Source organism: Haloprofundus salilacus (assembly GCF_020150815.1).
Lineage (GTDB): Archaea > Halobacteriota > Halobacteria > Halobacteriales > Haloferacaceae > Haloprofundus > Haloprofundus salilacus.
Genome location: NZ_CP083723.1, coordinates 500461 through 516844 on the forward strand (window position 1 = coordinate 500461; position 16384 = coordinate 516844).

The 16384-nt window shown below is 64.8% G+C and carries 17 protein-coding genes and 1 tRNA gene; 5 read left to right on the top strand and 13 right to left on the bottom strand.

Going from position 1 to position 16384, the window contains the following annotated elements; genetic code table 11:
* Positions 1-46: 46 nt before the first annotated feature.
* A complete protein-coding gene (locus LAQ58_RS02460) occupies positions 47-1024 on the top strand; it encodes an HFX_2341 family transcriptional regulator (RefSeq protein ID WP_224449043.1) in 978 nt (325 codons plus the stop codon).
* Here LAQ58_RS02460 and LAQ58_RS02465 read toward each other — a convergent pair.
* Entirely contained in the window at positions 1021-2085 is a 1065-nt protein-coding gene (locus LAQ58_RS02465; RefSeq protein ID WP_224449044.1) for an enolase-like domain-containing protein, read from the bottom strand. The two genes, LAQ58_RS02460 and LAQ58_RS02465, sit on opposite strands and share 4 nt — an antisense overlap.
* Before the next feature lie 73 nt (positions 2086-2158).
* Positions 2159-2881 (bottom strand): DUF1405 domain-containing protein, encoded by a 723-nt coding sequence (locus tag LAQ58_RS02470; protein ID WP_224449045.1) that lies wholly within the window; start codon positions 2879-2881, stop codon positions 2159-2161.
* Positions 2882-3061: 180 nt separating this feature from the next.
* On the opposite strand from LAQ58_RS02470, the gene LAQ58_RS02475 reads away from it, so the two are divergent.
* Both LAQ58_RS02475 and pdxS read left to right on the top strand, forming a co-directional pair.
* A complete protein-coding gene (locus LAQ58_RS02475) occupies positions 3062-4720 on the top strand; it encodes a potassium channel family protein (protein WP_224449046.1) in 1659 nt (552 codons plus the stop codon).
* Between the two features lie 130 nt (positions 4721-4850).
* Positions 4851-5759 (top strand): pyridoxal 5'-phosphate synthase lyase subunit PdxS, encoded by a 909-nt coding sequence (pdxS, locus tag LAQ58_RS02480; protein WP_224449047.1) that lies wholly within the window; start codon positions 4851-4853, stop codon positions 5757-5759.
* A 42-nt stretch (positions 5760-5801) separates the two neighbouring features.
* On the opposite strand, the gene LAQ58_RS02485 is transcribed toward pdxS, so the two are convergent.
* From LAQ58_RS02485 to LAQ58_RS02500, 4 genes are all read right to left on the bottom strand, one after another.
* The gene (locus LAQ58_RS02485; RefSeq protein WP_224449048.1) at positions 5802-6254 is read right to left on the bottom strand and encodes a universal stress protein; all 453 of its coding nucleotides are present in this window, start codon (positions 6252-6254) and stop codon (positions 5802-5804) included.
* Between the two features lie 86 nt (positions 6255-6340).
* The gene (locus tag LAQ58_RS02490) at positions 6341-7216 is read right to left on the bottom strand and encodes a homoserine kinase (RefSeq protein WP_224449049.1); all 876 of its coding nucleotides are present in this window, start codon (positions 7214-7216) and stop codon (positions 6341-6343) included.
* A gap of 85 nt (positions 7217-7301) precedes the next feature.
* Positions 7302-7550: a DUF8006 family protein gene (locus LAQ58_RS02495; RefSeq protein ID WP_224449050.1), complete on the bottom strand. Its 249-nt coding sequence runs from the start codon at positions 7548-7550 to the stop codon at positions 7302-7304.
* A gap of 43 nt (positions 7551-7593) precedes the next feature.
* Positions 7594-7833 carry a DUF7996 family protein gene (locus tag LAQ58_RS02500; RefSeq protein WP_224449051.1) on the bottom strand — a complete coding sequence of 80 codons (240 nt, stop codon included), beginning with the start codon at positions 7831-7833 and terminating at the stop codon, positions 7594-7596.
* A 123-nt stretch (positions 7834-7956) separates the two neighbouring features.
* Here LAQ58_RS02500 and LAQ58_RS02505 point away from each other — a divergent pair, with 123 nt between their 5' ends.
* Positions 7957-9219 (top strand): GNAT family N-acetyltransferase, encoded by a 1263-nt coding sequence (locus LAQ58_RS02505; protein ID WP_224449052.1) that lies wholly within the window; start codon positions 7957-7959, stop codon positions 9217-9219.
* Between the two features lie 33 nt (positions 9220-9252).
* Here LAQ58_RS02505 and LAQ58_RS02510 read toward each other — a convergent pair whose 3' ends face one another.
* The 6 genes from LAQ58_RS02510 to LAQ58_RS02535 all read right to left on the bottom strand — a co-directional run bounded on the left by LAQ58_RS02510 (position 9253) and on the right by LAQ58_RS02535 (position 14527).
* Positions 9253-10125, bottom strand: coding sequence for a hypothetical protein (locus LAQ58_RS02510; RefSeq protein WP_224449053.1), 873 nt, complete (start codon positions 10123-10125; stop codon positions 9253-9255).
* A gap of 174 nt (positions 10126-10299) precedes the next feature.
* Entirely contained in the window at positions 10300-10602 is a 303-nt protein-coding gene (yciH, locus tag LAQ58_RS02515; protein ID WP_224449054.1) for a stress response translation initiation inhibitor YciH, read from the bottom strand.
* A gap of 978 nt (positions 10603-11580) precedes the next feature.
* A complete protein-coding gene (locus LAQ58_RS02520) occupies positions 11581-12546 on the bottom strand; it encodes an alpha/beta fold hydrolase (protein ID WP_224449055.1) in 966 nt (321 codons plus the stop codon).
* 1 nt (position 12547) lies between these two features.
* The gene (locus LAQ58_RS02525; RefSeq protein ID WP_224449056.1) at positions 12548-12898 is read right to left on the bottom strand and encodes a hypothetical protein; all 351 of its coding nucleotides are present in this window, start codon (positions 12896-12898) and stop codon (positions 12548-12550) included.
* 281 nt (positions 12899-13179) lie between these two features.
* Complete coding sequence (locus LAQ58_RS02530) at positions 13180-13416, bottom strand: hypothetical protein (protein ID WP_224449057.1); 237 nt, start codon at positions 13414-13416, stop codon at positions 13180-13182.
* 295 nt (positions 13417-13711) lie between these two features.
* Positions 13712-14527: a hypothetical protein gene (locus LAQ58_RS02535; RefSeq protein ID WP_224449058.1), complete on the bottom strand. Its 816-nt coding sequence runs from the start codon at positions 14525-14527 to the stop codon at positions 13712-13714.
* A 135-nt stretch (positions 14528-14662) separates the two neighbouring features.
* Between LAQ58_RS02535 and LAQ58_RS02540 the strand changes: the two genes are divergently transcribed.
* Positions 14663-16078, top strand: coding sequence for an amidohydrolase (locus tag LAQ58_RS02540; protein WP_224449059.1), 1416 nt, complete (start codon positions 14663-14665; stop codon positions 16076-16078).
* Between the two features lie 136 nt (positions 16079-16214).
* Here LAQ58_RS02540 and LAQ58_RS02545 read toward each other — a convergent pair.
* Positions 16215-16288 (bottom strand) — tRNA-Ile (locus tag LAQ58_RS02545).
* Between the last annotated feature and the right edge of the window lie 96 nt (positions 16289-16384).

Consider the following 16384-nt stretch of genomic DNA (forward strand, 5'->3'; position numbering starts at 1 on the left):
CTCTCGAATCGCATTCGTTTAACCGCCATCCACCCAAGAAAGAGCCATGCAGACGCACATCGTGCCGGTCGGTTTCGACTACGACCGGCTCATCGCCCCCCTCATCCGGGACCAGCTAGACGTCGACAGGGTGATTCTCCTCGAGGGCGCGGTCGGCAGCGAGGCCAACGTCGAGTACTCGCGACGCCTCTCGGGGAAACTGCAGAAGGACTTCGAAAACCTGCTCGGCGCGACCACCGAGCGCCTCGTCCTCGCGGACGTGTACGACTACGACGCCGCCTTCGAGCAGGCGTACGACCTCATCAACGCCGAACTCGACCGCGGGAGCGAGAGAGAAGCGGGCGAGCGCGACGGTCCGGAGGGCAAGCGCGACGACTCGAGCGGCGGCGAAGTGTGGGTGAACGTCAGCGCGATGCCCCGGCCCGTCTCCTTCGCGTTCGCCACCGCCGCTCACTCCATCATGGTCGAGCGTCAGGCCGACCGCGAGCGCATCCACACGTACTACACCGCGCCGGAGAAGTATCTGGAGACGGAGCTCGCCGAGGAACTCCGTGCCGAGCGGGACGTGCTCGCGGACCTGCTCGCCAACGCCGACGGCGACGTCGACGAGGACCGCCTCCGCGAGCGACTCGACGCTGCGACCGAACTGCTGTCGGAGTTCGACGAGCGCGGGACGACCATCGGCGCGAAACGCATCGGCGAGCGCCACATCGTCGAACTCCCAGTCGCATCCTTCTCGAACGTCAAACCGTTCGAGGAACTCGTGCTGTTCACGCTCGGCGAACACGGCGTCTTCGAGTCCGTCTCCGAGCTTGCCGAGACGCTCGCGGGCGAACTCAACGAGGAGTACACTGACAGCTTCCGCTCTAAAGTCATCTACAACGTCGACCGCCTCGGCCCCGGCGGGAAAGGCTACATCGAACGCGACGAACGCGGAAAGTCACACAGAACGCGGCTCTCGCGCATCGGCGAACTGTGGGTCCGCGCCCACGCCGACGACGAGTCGGGCGTCGAGAACGACTAGCTCTCTTCGACTGTCCCGAACCCGTGTGCCGGCTCGACGCCGTCGAGCGGACTCGGCGGGGCCGTCGTCGGTACCTCGGGGTCGTTGTACTCGCCGGGCGCGACGTCGTTCGGTCCCTCCGGGTAAAACAGCGAGGCGAGTTGCTGAATCTGCGTGCGGCCGACGCCCAACTCGAACTGGCCGCCACCGTACAGCGAGATGTCGCGTTCGTCGGCGTACTCGACGGTTTCGAGCAGCGACTCCACGGTGCCGAACCGTGAGGGCTTGACGTTGAGCCACCGCGGTTCGAACGGCAGCGACTCGACGCTCTCGACGCCGGTGATAGGTGCGTCCCACGAGAGACGCTCCGCCTCCGCTTCGAGCATCGCCTCCGTCTCGGCGGTCACCGCGGGGTCCTCGACGATGGCCTCCGGGAACCCCGAAAGGACCCGCTCGTAGAGAGCGACGTCCGCGTCCTGGTCGACCGTCGTCCCGTGGTAGTGGCCTTTCAAATCGAGGATTCGAACCGTGCTCGTCTCGCTCAGTTCGGTCACGAGTTCGTCGTCCCAGTCGCTCGTCGGGTCGAGTTTGAACTCTACTCCCGGATTGACGGCCCGAATCTGTCCGATGCGGTCGGTGCTCGTCCCGTCCTCGCCGTCCAACCGGGTGCTCACGACGAACCGAACCGGGTCGTACTCGCGACCGACCGCTTCGCCGAGCGTCGTGTCCGCCTGCTTGAGCGCGAGGTCCAGCGCGGCGCTCTCGACGGCCCAGCGCCGGTAGTGGCGGCCCGTCTCGCGTTCGGGCGACTTCGTCGGAAAGAGGTCCACGTCGTCGAGCATCGCCGAGAACTCCGCGAACGTGTACTCGCCGGAGAAGTCGAACGGCGGGGCCTTCGCGAGCGCATCGTGGTCTTCGGTGTCGTACGTCACGTCCTCGCCGCGGCCGGTTTCGCCGTCGCCGAGCAGCGCGAAGACGGTGGTCGAACGAACGAATCCGCCCGATGTCGTCCGCTCACGACGAGAGCGTGACTCGTCGTCGACGACGAGCGAGAGGTCCGCGAGTCGGTCGTAGAGACTCATGGATACAGTTCGGGCGCCGCTGGGTTAACTCTGGGCCGCCGCCGCTCCGCGCTCGCGGCCGATCGCTCGACGGTCACCGACCGTCGAGCGCGCCGACCTCGAACTTCTTCACACGCGTCGACAGCGCGAGGAACGTCGCGGTGAGCGTCAGGGTCACCGCGCCCGCGGCGGCGAGTTGCAGCGTGGTCACGTCGCCGTAGACCGCCGTGAAGTCGGCGAACGGCAGCATCGTGTGGTGCGGGTCGCCGACGACGGGGACGAAGTAGTCGACGACGTCGTTGACGCCGTACCAGACGAGCGCGACGAACACCGCGCCGACCGGGAAATCCGAGTAGCGGTGGACGAGAAACGCCTGGACGACCATCGCGAGGTGGCTGAAGAAGAGGAAGAGGTACATCGCAGTCGCCGTGTACGCGAGGAAGCCGTCGGCGAACACTGTCAGGGTGAACGGCGTCCAGAAGCCGAGTTTCCAACAGCCGAAGAAGGCGAGGGCGTTCAGATACTCGTTGGTGTGGCCGACACGCCACAGCGCGAGCGACAGCGCGATAAAGAGCGTCGCCACCGGGCTGTCGGGGACGAACGGCCACATCACAAGCGGCGTCTCAGCGAACTGAAAGCGGTAGTACCAGAAGCCGAACGCCGTCCCGGCGAGGTTGACGGCGACGACGACCCAGACGAGGTTGAGTCCGACGTTCTCCAACCACCGAGGGAGTGGGGCGAGCCACCGCGGGAGGCCCTCTGGCGACGGGAGACCGTCGTCGCCGAACAGTCCGCGGGCGTCGCGCGCGAGAGACATGGCCGTGAGTTGGATGGAGTCGTCAAAGGCGTAGCGGTCTCCGACAGTTCCGTCGTCTCGGATTCGGGAGCACGAGAACGAGCGAAGCGAGTTCCCGGCGGATTCCAGCCGACAGCTTCGACACGACCGTCGTCCCAAACTACCTCATAGTGGAACGCCAACTAAGGGGTAGATTCCGAAATGCGTGAACTCCGCGATCTGAAGGGCCTCCGTCTTCGTGACCTCACTCGCCGCCAGCGCCTCGTTATCAGCTACGGAATCGGACTTGTCTCCGTCGTTGCCGCGTTTACCCTTCTCTACTTCTGGGGGATGCGAACGCTCGAAAACCGTCCGCGCTCCATCTTTCAGGCGCTCAACACGGTCATCGAGACGATGACGACGACCGGCTACGGCGCCGACTCCCCGTGGCGAACCCCGGCGATGAACCTCTTCGTTGCCACGATGCAGGTCACCGGCGTCGTCATCGGCTTCGTCACGCTGCGGGTGCTCGTCATCCCGCTGTTCGAGCGAGCCCCGCTGCGGCTCGACGACCGCCTCTCCGTCAAGAACGACCACGTGGTCGTCGCGGAGTATCAGCGGGACACCGAGATTCTCCTCGACGAACTCGAAGAACTCGACGTGGACTACGTGCTCGTCGAGTCCGACGACGAAGAGGCCAAGCGCCTCTCCGACGACGGCTATCAGGCGATAAACGGCGACCCCGAGGACCGCGAGGACCTCGACCGCGCCTCCATCGAGAAGGCGTCGATGCTCATCACCGACGCCGGCACGCGCACCGCGAGCGTCGTCCTGACGGCGCTGGAGGCGAACGAGGAGCTACGGGTGATAAGCTTCACCGACTCGACACGTCGCAAGGCCGCGTTCGCCGAAATCGGCGTTGACCGGAGCGTCGCGCCGCACGCGCTCATCGGCCGACGCCTGGCGGAGAAAGCGACGACGCCGGTCAGCATCGACACCGCCGTCGACGCCGGCTCGGTTACGATTCGCGAGGTGCTCGTCCGACGCGGAAGTTCGCTCCACGGCGTCCAGATACGGGAGTCGCCGCTCGCCTCGCATCCGGACCTCACGCTGGTCGCGGGCTGGTTCGACGGCGAGCTACACGTGCCGCCGTCGCCGACGGACCGACTCACCCCCAACACCGTCCTCGTCGTCGCCGGTCCGGAATACACACTCGACGAAGTCGCAAACGAGGTGGCGGGCGTGCGAAACCCCCGCGACACGTCGCAGGAACGAGTCGTCGTCGCGGGACTCGGCGAGGGCGGCACCGCCGCCGTCGAGGCGCTGCCGGCGCACGTCCCGGTGACGACCGTCGACGAATCGCCGGACTGCGACCCGGACGTGGTCGGCGACGTGACCGAACCGGAGACGCTCCGCGAGGCCGACGTCGAGGGCGCCTCGGCGCTCATCGTCACCGTCGACGACGACGCCGACGCGCTGTTGACCACGGCGATGGCCCGGTCGCTGGCCCCGGGCGTCGAGATACTCGTTCGCGTGACGGACACCGAGAAGACGGCGCCGGCGTTCAGAGCCGGAGCCGACTACGTTCTCTCCATCCAGCAGCTCTGCGCCAGACTCGTCGCGGCGGAGGTCCACGGCGAACGAGTGATGGACCCGGTCGGTCAGATTCGGCTCGTCCGGGCCGACGCGTCGGCGTTCGCGGGCGAGGCGCTGGGCGACGCCCGCCGCAACGCTGACCGGGAGTGGACGGTAGTCGGCGTCGCTCGCGGTGGCATCGTTCGCACCGACGAAGAGACCGTCATCGAGTCGGGCGACGAGATGTTCGTCGCCGGGAGCGACGAGGCCATACAGGAGTTCGAGCGGACGGTCGACGCCTCGTGAACGCGCGAACGCTCGAACACTCGACGACGCCGGTGCTTCGTCCGAATCACCCATCCTCGGAGATGTAAGCCATCGTGACCCCGTTTGGCCGGAAGGACACCGATAAGTGAACCCGTCCCAACGTCCAGTCATGACCGAGGAGACAGACCTCACCGAACTCAAGCGCGGCACCGACCTCGTCAAGCGAGGCTTCGCACAGATGCAGAAAGGCGGCGTCATCATGGACGTCGTCACGCGCGAGCAGGCCCGCGTCGCCGAGGACGCCGGCGCGGTCGCCGTGATGGCGCTGGAGGCCGTGCCGGCCGACATCCGCAAGCGCGGCGGCGTCGCCCGGATGCCCGACCCGGCGAACGTCACCGAGATAATCGACGAAGTCTCCATCCCGGTGATGGGGAAAGCCCGCATCGGCCACCACACCGAGGCGCAGATTCTCGAAGCGCTCGGCGTCGACATGATCGACGAGTCCGAGGTGCTGACGCCCGCCGACGACGAGTACCACATCGACAAGCGCGAGTTTACCTCGCCGTTCGTCTGCGGCGCGCGCAACCTCGGCGAGGCGCTGCGGCGCATCGACGAGGGCGCTGCGATGATCCGGACGAAGGGCGAGGCCGGGACGGGCGACGTGAACCAGGCCGTCCAGCACCAGCGCACCATCAAGGGTTCAATCCGCGAACTCAAGGGGAAGAACCACGAGGAGCGCGAGAAGTGGGCCCGCGAGAACGAAGCGCCCGCAGATCTCGTCCACGAGACCGCGAAGATGGGTCGACTGCCCGTCGTCAACTTCGCCGCGGGCGGTATCGCGACGCCCGCCGACGCGGCGCTGATGATGCACCACGGCTGCGACGGCATCTTCGTCGGCTCCGGCATCTTCGGCGCGGAGAACCCCGAGGCGATGGGCGAGGCCATCGTCGAAGCCGTCAACAACTGGGACGACCCCGAGCGCCTCGCCGACATCGCGACCGACGTGGGTAGGGGGATGAAGGGGCAGTCGAACAGCGAGATGTCCGACGAGGAGAAGCTGCAGGGTCGCGGCGTCTGAGCGGCTAACGCAGACGGAAGGAGAACCGGAGGCGACGGCTCGTCAGTCGTCGCCGAGACTCACCGTTACCGGACCGTCGAACGATAACAGCACCTCTTGAGTCGCGTCGCCGAACAGCGCCTTCCCAGTCGGCGAGCGCCGACGGCCGGCGATGAACACGTGGTCGCAGTCGAGTTCGGTGGCGATACCGAGGATTCGGTCCGCGAGTCGACCCACCGCGCCGACCGTCTCGTAGCCGACGTCTAGATCGGCGAGCACCTCGTCGGCGACGCTCTCTGCGAGCTCCTCGGCGTCGTTTCGGGCGTCGGCGAGCGAGTACGCAGACTCCGGCGCGCCGGCGTCGACGGTCGATTGGCGGGTATCGTCGTACGCCGACTGTGCAGTGACCGAGAGCAGGACGAGTTCGGCGTCGACCTCGGCGGCGAGTTCGCCCGCTTCGCGAACCAGTTGCTTCGAGCGCTCCGATTCCGTGACGACGACGAGTGCACGTTTCATTAATCGTGAATGTTAGGATGCGGACAAAAGCGTTCCGACCGCGAGGACGGCACGTCGCCTCCGCCCAATGCCGCCGTGACCCGGACTCAGAGAACCGTCGCACCCTCGCCGACTTCGGTCTGATACGCTCGCGCGTTGACGCCCGCGTTGCCGAACGTCTCGACCATCGCCGCGGCGACGCGTCTGCGTTTGCCGCGGCGACAGACGGCGAAAATCGACGGGCCCGCGCCGCTGACGGTGACGCCCGTCGCGCCCGTTCGGAGCGCGGCGTCGCGCACGTCGTCATAGCCGGTGATGAGCGCCGCGCGGGCGGGGGTGACAACCGGGTCGTCCATCCCACGGCCGACGAGTTCGGGGTCGCTGCGACACATGCCGACAGTGAGCGTCGACGCGTTGCCGACCGTCGAGACGAGTTCGTCGAGCGTCGCTTCCGAGGGGAGGACGCCACGAGCATCGCGCGTCGAGACGGCGATTTCCGGGAGGCAGGCGACGACCGGCACCTCCGCGTCGACGCTCGTCACGCCGCTGTCGGTGGCGACGGTGAAGCCGCCGAGCAGCGCAGGCGCGACGTTGTCGGCGTGTGCCTCGCCGGAGACGACGGCCTCGCCCTTCGCGGCGACGGAGACGAGCTCCTCGCGGGTGAGGCCGCGGCCGTACAGTTCGTTGAGTGCGACGGCGGCCCCCGCGGCGCTCGCGGCCGACGATCCGAGACCCGACGAGGGTCGGACGCCCTTGTCGATGCGAATGTGCGCCGGCGCGTCGAGCGCCTCGGCGACGGCCCCGACGGTGTTTTTGTCGGGGTCTTCGGGGATGTACCGGCTCCCGGTGCCGGTCACGTCGATGGTCGTCTCGCTGGCGCGTTCGACGCGGACGACGTCCGCCGGTCGACCGAGCGCGACGCCGAACACGTCGAAGCCGCTTCCGAGGTTCGCACTGGTCGCCGGCGCGCGCACGGTAATCATGGCCTGCGGTATCCAGAGTCGGGAGAAAAAGCTGGCGAAGCGCGGAGCGTCGCCCGTCGTCGCGTCGTCCGTCACTCGCTGGGCGTCACTCGTTGGCCGTCACGTAAATCATCGGGCCGACGACCATCAGCGTGATGCCGAGGAACAGGTAGTGTACCGGCACGAGGTCCGTCGGCGTGAGCGCGAAGATGAGACCGAACACGACGAAGTTGATACCCAGAATCCGACGCGACCCGAGCGGTATCGCACCGAGCGTCAGCACGATAAAGCCGAGCAGCAGGGCCTGCCCCACGTTGTAATTGAGCAGGAAGCTGTCGATGATCTGCAGGAGCATCCTTACCGGTAAGTGGCCCGGAACCGGGCATTAAAGTTCCGTTCTACCGCTCAGTCCGCTCCCGTTCAGAGGGGCCGGTGATGTCGAGCGGGCGAATCCAGCCGTACCAGAGGACGAGTATCATGCTGCCGTAGCCCACGACGAAGACGATTTCGCCTATTCCGTTGTAGCCGAGTTCACCCAGCGTACGCCGTGCGATACCCGTCGCGACGATACCGGTAAAGAGGATGAGTATCAGGAGAAGGTTGTCCCGCGTGATGAGTCCGTCGTCGCTTTCGGCCATACCGGGGGTTAACTCTCGATATCCCTGAATCACTCGGTTTCGGGGGCGGGGTCATCCCGGCCCGCGTGAGCCCGACTCGCACGCCACCGCGAAGGCTTTGTGTGCCGACTTCGACGCCATGGCATGGAGTACAGACCGTTACCGGAGGCGCACGAAGACGCCTACCGACGGATCCTGGAGTACGCGTTCAGCCCGGAAGACGGGCCGGAACTCGACGACGACCCGCCGGAGCGTCCCGACATTTTCTCGTCGCGAGCGGTGTACGCGGGCGCCGACGAGGAGACGTCCGACGCCGACCTCGATAGCGACGACATCCGGGCGGTCTGCGGATGGTACGACTTCTCGATGCTGGTTCGCGGGTCGTCCCGACGCGTCGGCGGTCTCGCGGCCGTCGCCTCCCCGCCGGAGACGCGGCGACGGGGACACATCGGCCGGATGCTCGACGCGTTTCTCGCCGAACTCCGCGAGGAAGGAGTTCCGTTCTCGGCGCTGTGGCCGTTCGACTACGCCTTCTACGCGCGATTCGGCTGGGCGACGACGAACACCTACGACCGGACGACGCTCCCGCCGGGCGAACTCTCTTCGGTGGTCGGCGACGCGGACGACGCGAGCGGCCGGTTCCGCCGCGTCGACGTCGACGAGTACGAGGCGCTCGACGCCGTCCACCGCGAGGCGGCGACGGAGACGCTCGCGCTCAGACGGACCGAGGGCTGGTGGCGACACCGCGTCTTCGAGTCGTGGGGGACGAACCCCTACGTCTACGGGTGGGAGAACGACGACGGAGACCTTCGAGGGTACCTCGTTTACACCGTCGAGAACGACGCCGCCGAGGAAGAGAAAACGATGCACCTGCGCGAACTCGCCGGCGTCGACGCCGAGGCCCGCCGCAACCTGCTCCGATTCTGCCGGGACCACGACTCGCAGGTCGAACACGTCCGCTTCGACGGACCGCTCGGCGCCGACCTGCTCTACCGGCTTTCGGACCCGCGCGCGGCGACGGTCGAACGCCGTTCGGGACCGATGGTCCGCGTCGTCGACGTTCGCGCCGCGGTCGAATCGGTGCCAGTTCCCGACGACGCGTCCGACTCCGTCGCGCTCGCGGTGACCGACGACCGCTGCGCGTGGAACGACGGCGCGTTCGAGATTCACGCCGCCGAGGGACGCGCGACGTGCGAGACGACGGACTTCGCCCCGACGCTCCGCCTCGGCGTCGGCGCGCTCTCACAGATTCTCGTTGGTGCGCGCTCGGCGCGGGCGCTCCGGGACGACGGCCGAATCGACGCGGTTGAGGGCGTCGGCGACGCCGATGCCGCCGCCGCGGAGGCGGTTGCGACGCTCGACGCGCTGTATCCGACGGAGAACGTGTACCTCCGCGAGTTCTTCTGACCCGGCGCGCCGTTCACCTCGTCGGCAAGTCCTTCACCTCGTCGGCGCGGGACCGGTCTCGTCGTCTCCTCGCCGCGAGTAATCCCACGCTCCGAGCGACGGCGACTCGGGGTCGACGTCCGCGACGAGACGCATCGTCGCCGCGTTGCACGCGAGACCGACGGGCGCGAGGAGCAGCGCCCCGCCGACGATGCCGACGATGCCGAGCAGTCGCACGACGGTGCTGAGGGCGAGCGACAGCGGAAGCCCCACTGCGACCAGCAGCAGCGCGAAACGAAAGAACTCGCCGGTGGTCGTCACTCGATAGCTCTCGACCAGCGCTGAGGCGAGCGTCAGCTCACGGAGGACGACGAGATACGGCGTCGCTGCGAATAGGTAGGTTGCAGCGAGCATCAGCGGTATCGAGAGGAGGACCAACGGCACGATGGCATTACCGAGCGTGAGTCCGAGAGATATCATCGGCAGCATCGCCAGAATGGGCAACAACCCGTAGCCGAGCATCGTCACGAAGTACCGTCGAACGTTCCGTTCGAAGTCGTACTCGCCGGTGGTGAGTACGTCCCGGATGCTCCCGAAGTAGCCCGCCACGAGCGCGCCGTGGACGAGCGTGGTGAGGAAGACGAGGGCGAGATTGAACGCGGCCGCTTCGAGCGAGCCGACCGGAAGGCCGTTTATGTTGACGTTGACCTCCTTCTGTTGCGGTGTCGGGACGCTCACGAACGACCAGAGGTCGACGACGCCTGCCGGGATGAGGAACGTCATCCCTCCGCCGTAGCGACTCGCCGAGAGGAGGTTGACGATGTTCTGGAAGTTCGTCAGCGTGACGACGACGGGGACGAGCGCGAGCGTCGTCATCTGCTCCGCTTTCTCCCACCCGTCGGCGAGTCGGTCGGCGAACGAGACCATCAGCGACACCTCCGCGGTACGTGTTGGTGGACCATCAGGTCAGAAATCTCAGCAACGGCGAATAAATCACACGGTCAACACGTCGAAAATACCCGCGTCCGCGTGCGTCGGCCGTCGCATTCCCTACGCGCGCCGGACGCCTACGCACCGGTCGCCCTGTGCCGAACCTCGAAGTTAGGTTTCGACGGTGTAACCCTGCTCGCGCAGGACGTCTGGCACTCTCTCCTTGTGGTTGCCCTGCAACTCGATGACGCCGTCTTCGACTGTGCCGCCGCAGGCGAGTTTCCGCTTCAGTGTCGAGGCGAGTTCCTTCACGTTGGTGTCGCCCTCGAAGCCCTTCACGAGCGTGACGGGTTTGCCGTAACGTCGCGTGTCGACGGATACTGTCAGTACCTGCTGGGTGCGCGCGAGGTCGTCGTCGATGCCGAGTTCGTCCGGGAGTCCGGAAATGGAACCGAGGTCTTTGTCCTTTGCCACATCGGTAATACGGTCTCAGCGTACTTGGGTTGTCACTCTTGGTGGTTGGGTGATAAATAACGAAAACTGCTAGTTCAGTTGTGGAAGTCTACGGTGCCGTGGACTCGGCGATGATGGTTGTGGAACCGACTGCCGGATTTTCCCAGACAACCGAAATCGTGTCACCGGAGCTGAAATCGGCGTTATCCAGAGCCCCAAGTGTTTCACAGGTAAAACCGCTCGATTCTCCCTCGCTTGAACATATTTTTGAAGTTCATGATTGTCTCGAATACACCAGTAGAAAGCGGGCACTATTCCTCGCTGTTCGAGGGACCCATGTGCCGCAGGCGGTGACACCCTGCCCGGATACGTTCTGTCTCATTGGTGTGTTTCCCTACACCGAATGAATTCATCCATATATATTTAGTGTCTAATCACACGAATTAGAAACGTTCGACCTATCTCGGCGCAGTCGCTCGATTTTGGTGTTTTATCTATTGGATATCAATCTCGAATCATGTGTTGTGGTCACGAGAAAAAAAAAAATGGATGGATAACTGACAGTTGTCGCGCGATAATGAACGACTTCTGGCCCCGATTGAGTGCCTTCTCGGACACTCAGCTGCGGCGATACTCGTCGACAGAAGGTTTCGAAACAGGTCGTTGCGTTCGTCGAATCGCGCTAGCGACGTCGTCTCGACTCACGCCATGGTGACGTACCCGTGATCGCGTCTCGGATGGTTACGTCTGCCACGAGAGAAGTAGTGTCTCCGTAGAACAAATCCACGCGTCGTCGTTCTCGCTGTCGTACAGTCGGACGCTTCCGTTCAAGGTCTCTTCGCAGCAAATCACGTTCCGTTTTGAACTCTGTTCCGTCATTCGTCTGTGTGTGACGGTACCGAGTAACTCATCTGCTTTATCAGTTTCTGTGAGGTGGAATATCAAATATCAGTGACAGAACCGGCGGTCGTCGAAAAAAGGACGGAGACGACGGCGCGGTCAGTCGCTCTCGGTCTTCTGCTCCGTCGGCGCTGTCGGCGTCAGTTCCACGCCGACGTCGTCGGGTTCGATGACGTCCGGCAGCTTGCCCTCTCTCTTGCCGGTGATGTCGTCGAGTATCTCTCTGAGGTAGGCGTTGAACAGCTCCGGGTTCTCGCTCATCGGGAAGTGACCGATCCGGGCCATCTCCATCGCGACTGCGCCGTCGCCGACGCCTTCGGCCGTTTCGCGCCCGTCGTCGGGCGTCGTCAGGTAGTCGTACTCGCCGTTGACGATGTACAGCGGACACTGGTCGGCCTTCACGTCGTCGAGTCTGTCGCGGTAATCGTGGTCGACGGAGTAGTAGTAGAGGTCGCCTTTGAACACGCCCGTCGCCCCCTGTTCGTACAGATACATCGTCTCGCGACGCGTCTGTTCCGGACTCTGCGGGGCCATCAGTCCCCAACAGGAGTAGGCGTTAACCTCCGAGGTGTTGACCTCGGGGTGGTCGAGCCAGTCGATGTAGAAGCCGGGACTGTGCGCGCCGCACTCGAGGCCGATGAGCGCCCGAAACCGCTCGGGGTGCCAGTCGGCCAGTTCGAGCGTGATGTTCCCGCCCATGCTCGACCCCATGTAGATGGGATCTTCGAGTTCGAGGGCGTCCGCGATGGCGACGATGGTCTCGGCGAACTGCTTTGCGTCCAGCGTGTAATCTTCGGTCCACCACGGCTGACTCGTCGGCGGGACGGACTTCCCGTGGAACGGGAGGTCGTACGCGATGACGCGGAATTCGTTGGTTATTTCGTCGTCGGTCAGCAGATGTCGCCACTCTTGGTTGTTACACCCGGCGGTGTGCTGACAGAGCAGCGGAATCCCGTCCTCGGGACCGTTCTCCTCGAAGTAGACGCGGTGGTCGACGCCGCCGACGGTGATGTGGACGTATCGACCGGTGATCTCCTCGACGGCCTCGTTGTCGGTGACGCTCATCTTAGCTCCCTCCCTCGGTCGGTCGCATCAAGTCCAAGGTCCGCTGGAACGCGCGGAGATTCTGGAAGATGCGCTTGTTGTTGCCCGTGAGCATCAGGTGGTCGTCTTCGTTTCGGACCGCGCTTCGGTAGTGCGACGCGATTATCTCGTGGTTGAACGCCGGCGGCGTCTCCTCGACGAACTGTTCCCACGCCTCGCGACTGCCCTCGACGCCGAACGACCACTCGTCGTTGAGTCCGGGATTCGGGACGACCTCGTCGATGCGTCCGCCGTCCATCTGCACGAGGAACCGCTCGTCTCCGATTTCGAGATAGAAGTTCTCGTCGAACTGTTGATGACCGCGAACGGTCATCTCTCGGTCGTCGTTGACTCGTTTCTTATACTCTTCCCACCATTCGTGTGTTGCGAACTCTGTGGCACTCATGTCTTCGTCTACCGTAAACGGTGGTGCCACGCAAGGCGCATTATAATTCAGTATTTTGATAACAGAGTGTAGTAACACGACGAGTGCACCGGATTTTAGATAATCTCGATTCGAGATATGTTACGCGGTGGAAAGCTCACTGCGAAATCGCGAGGTTACACAACTGGGGAACCAACCGATGTCGAGCGACTCCCAATCTGACGCCGAATTCAGCGCTCTACTTCTCGGTTCTGCGCTTCCGCCCGTTCGACGCCGCGCTTCACGGCGTAGCGCAACTGCGAGGCCGTGAACCCGCGGAAATAGTTGTGGTCACGAATGAGGTGGTACTCGTAGTCGGCGGGCGTGACGCCGATGAACGTCACGTCACAGCCGCACACTTCGCAATCGGGGATGTGAACGTCCGAACGGGTGTCCGCCGGGTCGTAAAACGACGGCGAATCGCTCATCTGTTCCCCCCGTTCGATTGTGCCAATACGTCGGTTCCGGCCGTTCCCTCGGACGCTCTCCGCAGATGTCTCATGCAGTTTCTCTCGTTCATCGGAAGGTGGCTGTAGTAGGTCTTTTGAATTGGCGTGCCAGTGTCTCACTATCGAAACAGCTCCGGATGCTGCGCGCGGCGAGAGAGTCGCTTCGCCGACGTACCGGCGGGGCAGTTCGTCGGCTCCGGCGGCTCGCCGACGACGCCGGTGCGTCGTTCCCGACGACACGTCGAGGAAACACCGACGAGGACAGTCCAGCCGACTACAAGAGCGTCGCGTCTTGGGAGAGCCACTCGCGTTCGGTGCGCTGGGCGGCCGGACTCTCCGCGACGAGCTGGGGTTCGGTTATCTCGTCGTCGAAGCGGTCCGGGTTCGCGTCAACGAGTTCCAGTCCCGAGGAGAACTCCGACCCCCGTCGTCCGAACGCGCTCACGATGCCGCCGGCGCGTCGCTCCTCGACCGGTGTCTCGCGGGGGTCCGGAAACCGGTCGCGGATCGCCTGCGCGCTCGCCGCCAGCTGTTGGGCCGCTTGCTTCTGCGACCACCGACTCTCGCTGTGGTAGACATCGGCGTACGCCTCGTCCGGGCGTACTCCCGAGTGCTCGGGGGATTCGTACAGCACGGTGTTCTCGAAAATCTGTCCGCGGACGAAGCGCGCGTTAATCGTACACGAGCGCGGATACCGCAGGATGACCGGGAAAAACGTCAGGTCCGAAACCGAGTACAGCTGCTGGAGTCGCCACAGCGCCTCGACGAGATACCCCGCGAGGACCGCCGCTCCGTCGACTCGGGCGCCGTCGAAATAGGAGTGAGCGACCGCTTCGTACTCGTCGCCGACGAAACGTTCGAGCGTGATCTCGTAACTGGCTCTGATGCGCTCGAACTGCCGTTCGCACGCCTCGTGGACCGACGCCCGCGGGTCGGCGACCATCTCCGCCTTCCGTTCGACCGATTCGGCGACCGCTTGCATATTGTGGTGGAACTCCAGTTCGGCGTCCGCGTTCGGAATGGGTAGTCGGATCGCTCGTCGGCGGAACAGACGGGTCGTATTCGAGGGGAGTGGTTTGGGACGCCGCATCGACGCTCTCGTTTCTCCCAGCCGACAGTATCAAACTATCCCCTCCGGAGCGACCCGCGGCGAGCGACGATGTGGCGAACCGGCGACTCGTTCCGCGGAACGCAGGCTTATGGGGAGTTTTGTCGTGTGTGACCTATGGGCAAGGAAACGGTGTTCGACTGGGTCGACGAGAACGAACCGCGACTCGTCGACGTCGCAGAGCGAATCTGGGAGACGCCGGAACTCGGACTCCACGAGGAACAGTCGGCGGCGACGCTCGTCGAACTGCTCGAAAGCGAGGGTTTCGAGGTCGAGAGCGGGGTCGCCGGGATGCCGACGGCTTTCGTCGCCACCTACGGCGAGGGCGACCCGCGAGTCGGCATCCTCGGCGAGTACGACGCGCTGCCAGGGCTCTCGCAGAGAATCGAATCCGAGCGCGACCCTATCGAGGAGGGCGGTCCCGGCCACGGTTGCGGCCACAACCTCTTCGGCACCGCCGGCGCGGGGGCGGCCATCGCCGTGAAGGAGGCCATCGACGAGTCCGGAATCTCCGGGACCGTCGTCTTCTACGGTTGTCCGGCCGAGGAGACGCTGGTCGGCAAGACGTACATGGCCCGCGCGGGCGTCTTCGACGACCTCGACGCAGCGCTGACGTGGCACCCCGGCGACCTCAGCACCCCCCGAATGGGTTCGTCGAACGCGCTCGACTCCGTCATGTTCACGTTCGAAGGTGAGGCGGCGCACGCGGGCGGGTCGCCCGACTCCGGACGGAGCGCGCTCGACGCCGTCGAACTGATGAACACTGGCGTCGAGTACATGCGCGAGCACATCTCCGACGACGCGCGGATGCACTACGTCATCACGGACGGCGGCGACGCGCCGAACGTCGTCCCCGCGGAGGCGACGGTGTGGCACTACGTCCGCGCGCCGGAACGCGAGGAGGTCGAACGCAACACCGAGTGGCTCCGCGACATCGCAGAGGCGGCGGCGATGATGACGCAGACCGAGGTCTCCGAGCGCTTCCTCACCGGGTGTTACGACTACCGCGCCAACGACGTGGTCTCGGAGGTCATCTGGGAGAACATGCGGACCGTCGGCCCGATTCCGTACGACGACGCCAACTACGCGTTCGCCGCGGAACTGAAAGCGACGGTCCCGGACGACCGAATCGAGTCGGGGCTCTCGAACGTCCCCGACGAACTGTACGACGAGATCCGCGAGAAATCGCTGCATCCGGACCCGGTCGAACCGTTCGACCACGACCACCAGACCCACGGGTCGACGGAAGTCGCCGACGTGAGTTGGATCACGCCGACCGGCCAGTTCACGGCGGCGACGTGGCCCGTCGGCGCACCCGGCCACTCCTGGCAGGTCGTCGCCGCCAACGGCGACTTCGGACTGAAGGGCGTCGCGTTCACCGCGAAAGTGCTCGCCGGGGCGACATACGACCTGCTGACGACCCCCGAGACGGTGGAGGCTGCGCGCGAGGAGTTCGAGACCGAGATCGGCAGTGGCGCGTACGAGACGCCGCTGCCGGAGGATGCGGAACCGCCGTTCGACGTGACAGGGTAGGTGTCGTTCGGAGCCGGTTTTTGTGTTTTGAGAATTCAGGGGGACGAGCGTCGTAACTCACGGGTGTAGGAACGAGATTAGTTGGCTGGGGAGTTTGCAGCCCTTCGTCGTGGGTGACTCGGTGTCACCGAAGGGATGGGCCAACGCGGATTTGAACCGCGGACCTCCCGGTTATCAGCCGAGCGCTCAACCTAACTGAGCTATTGGCCCAAGTGAGCGCATTCAGTAGTTGCGCGGTGTTTTGTTTAAGGGTTTCTGTTTGGCACTACAGCGGCAGACGCTGGCACTGCCGTCTATCGATTATCC

Excerpts from the sequence above, each read along its gene's own strand:
- LAQ58_RS02460 (WP_224449043.1), top strand. The coding sequence starts at position 47 with ATGCAGACGCACATCGTGCCGGTCGGTTTCGACTACGACCGGCTCATC.
- LAQ58_RS02465 (WP_224449044.1), bottom strand. The coding sequence starts at position 2,085 with ATGAGTCTCTACGACCGACTCGCGGACCTCTCGCTCGTCGTCGACGAC.
- LAQ58_RS02470 (WP_224449045.1), bottom strand. The coding sequence starts at position 2,881 with ATGTCTCTCGCGCGCGACGCCCGCGGACTGTTCGGCGACGACGGTCTC.
- LAQ58_RS02475 (WP_224449046.1), top strand. The coding sequence starts at position 3,062 with ATGCGTGAACTCCGCGATCTGAAGGGCCTCCGTCTTCGTGACCTCACT.
- pdxS (WP_224449047.1), top strand. The coding sequence starts at position 4,851 with ATGACCGAGGAGACAGACCTCACCGAACTCAAGCGCGGCACCGACCTC.
- LAQ58_RS02485 (WP_224449048.1), bottom strand. The coding sequence starts at position 6,254 with ATGAAACGTGCACTCGTCGTCGTCACGGAATCGGAGCGCTCGAAGCAA.
- LAQ58_RS02490 (WP_224449049.1), bottom strand. The coding sequence starts at position 7,216 with ATGATTACCGTGCGCGCGCCGGCGACCAGTGCGAACCTCGGAAGCGGC.
- LAQ58_RS02495 (WP_224449050.1), bottom strand. The coding sequence starts at position 7,550 with ATGCTCCTGCAGATCATCGACAGCTTCCTGCTCAATTACAACGTGGGG.
- LAQ58_RS02500 (WP_224449051.1), bottom strand. The coding sequence starts at position 7,833 with ATGGCCGAAAGCGACGACGGACTCATCACGCGGGACAACCTTCTCCTG.
- LAQ58_RS02505 (WP_224449052.1), top strand. The coding sequence starts at position 7,957 with ATGGAGTACAGACCGTTACCGGAGGCGCACGAAGACGCCTACCGACGG.
- LAQ58_RS02510 (WP_224449053.1), bottom strand. The coding sequence starts at position 10,125 with ATGGTCTCGTTCGCCGACCGACTCGCCGACGGGTGGGAGAAAGCGGAG.
- LAQ58_RS02520 (WP_224449055.1), bottom strand. The coding sequence starts at position 12,546 with ATGAGCGTCACCGACAACGAGGCCGTCGAGGAGATCACCGGTCGATAC.
- LAQ58_RS02525 (WP_224449056.1), bottom strand. The coding sequence starts at position 12,898 with ATGACCGTTCGCGGTCATCAACAGTTCGACGAGAACTTCTATCTCGAA.
- LAQ58_RS02530 (WP_224449057.1), bottom strand. The coding sequence starts at position 13,416 with ATGAGCGATTCGCCGTCGTTTTACGACCCGGCGGACACCCGTTCGGAC.
- LAQ58_RS02535 (WP_224449058.1), bottom strand. The coding sequence starts at position 14,527 with ATGCGGCGTCCCAAACCACTCCCCTCGAATACGACCCGTCTGTTCCGC.
- LAQ58_RS02540 (WP_224449059.1), top strand. The coding sequence starts at position 14,663 with ATGGGCAAGGAAACGGTGTTCGACTGGGTCGACGAGAACGAACCGCGA.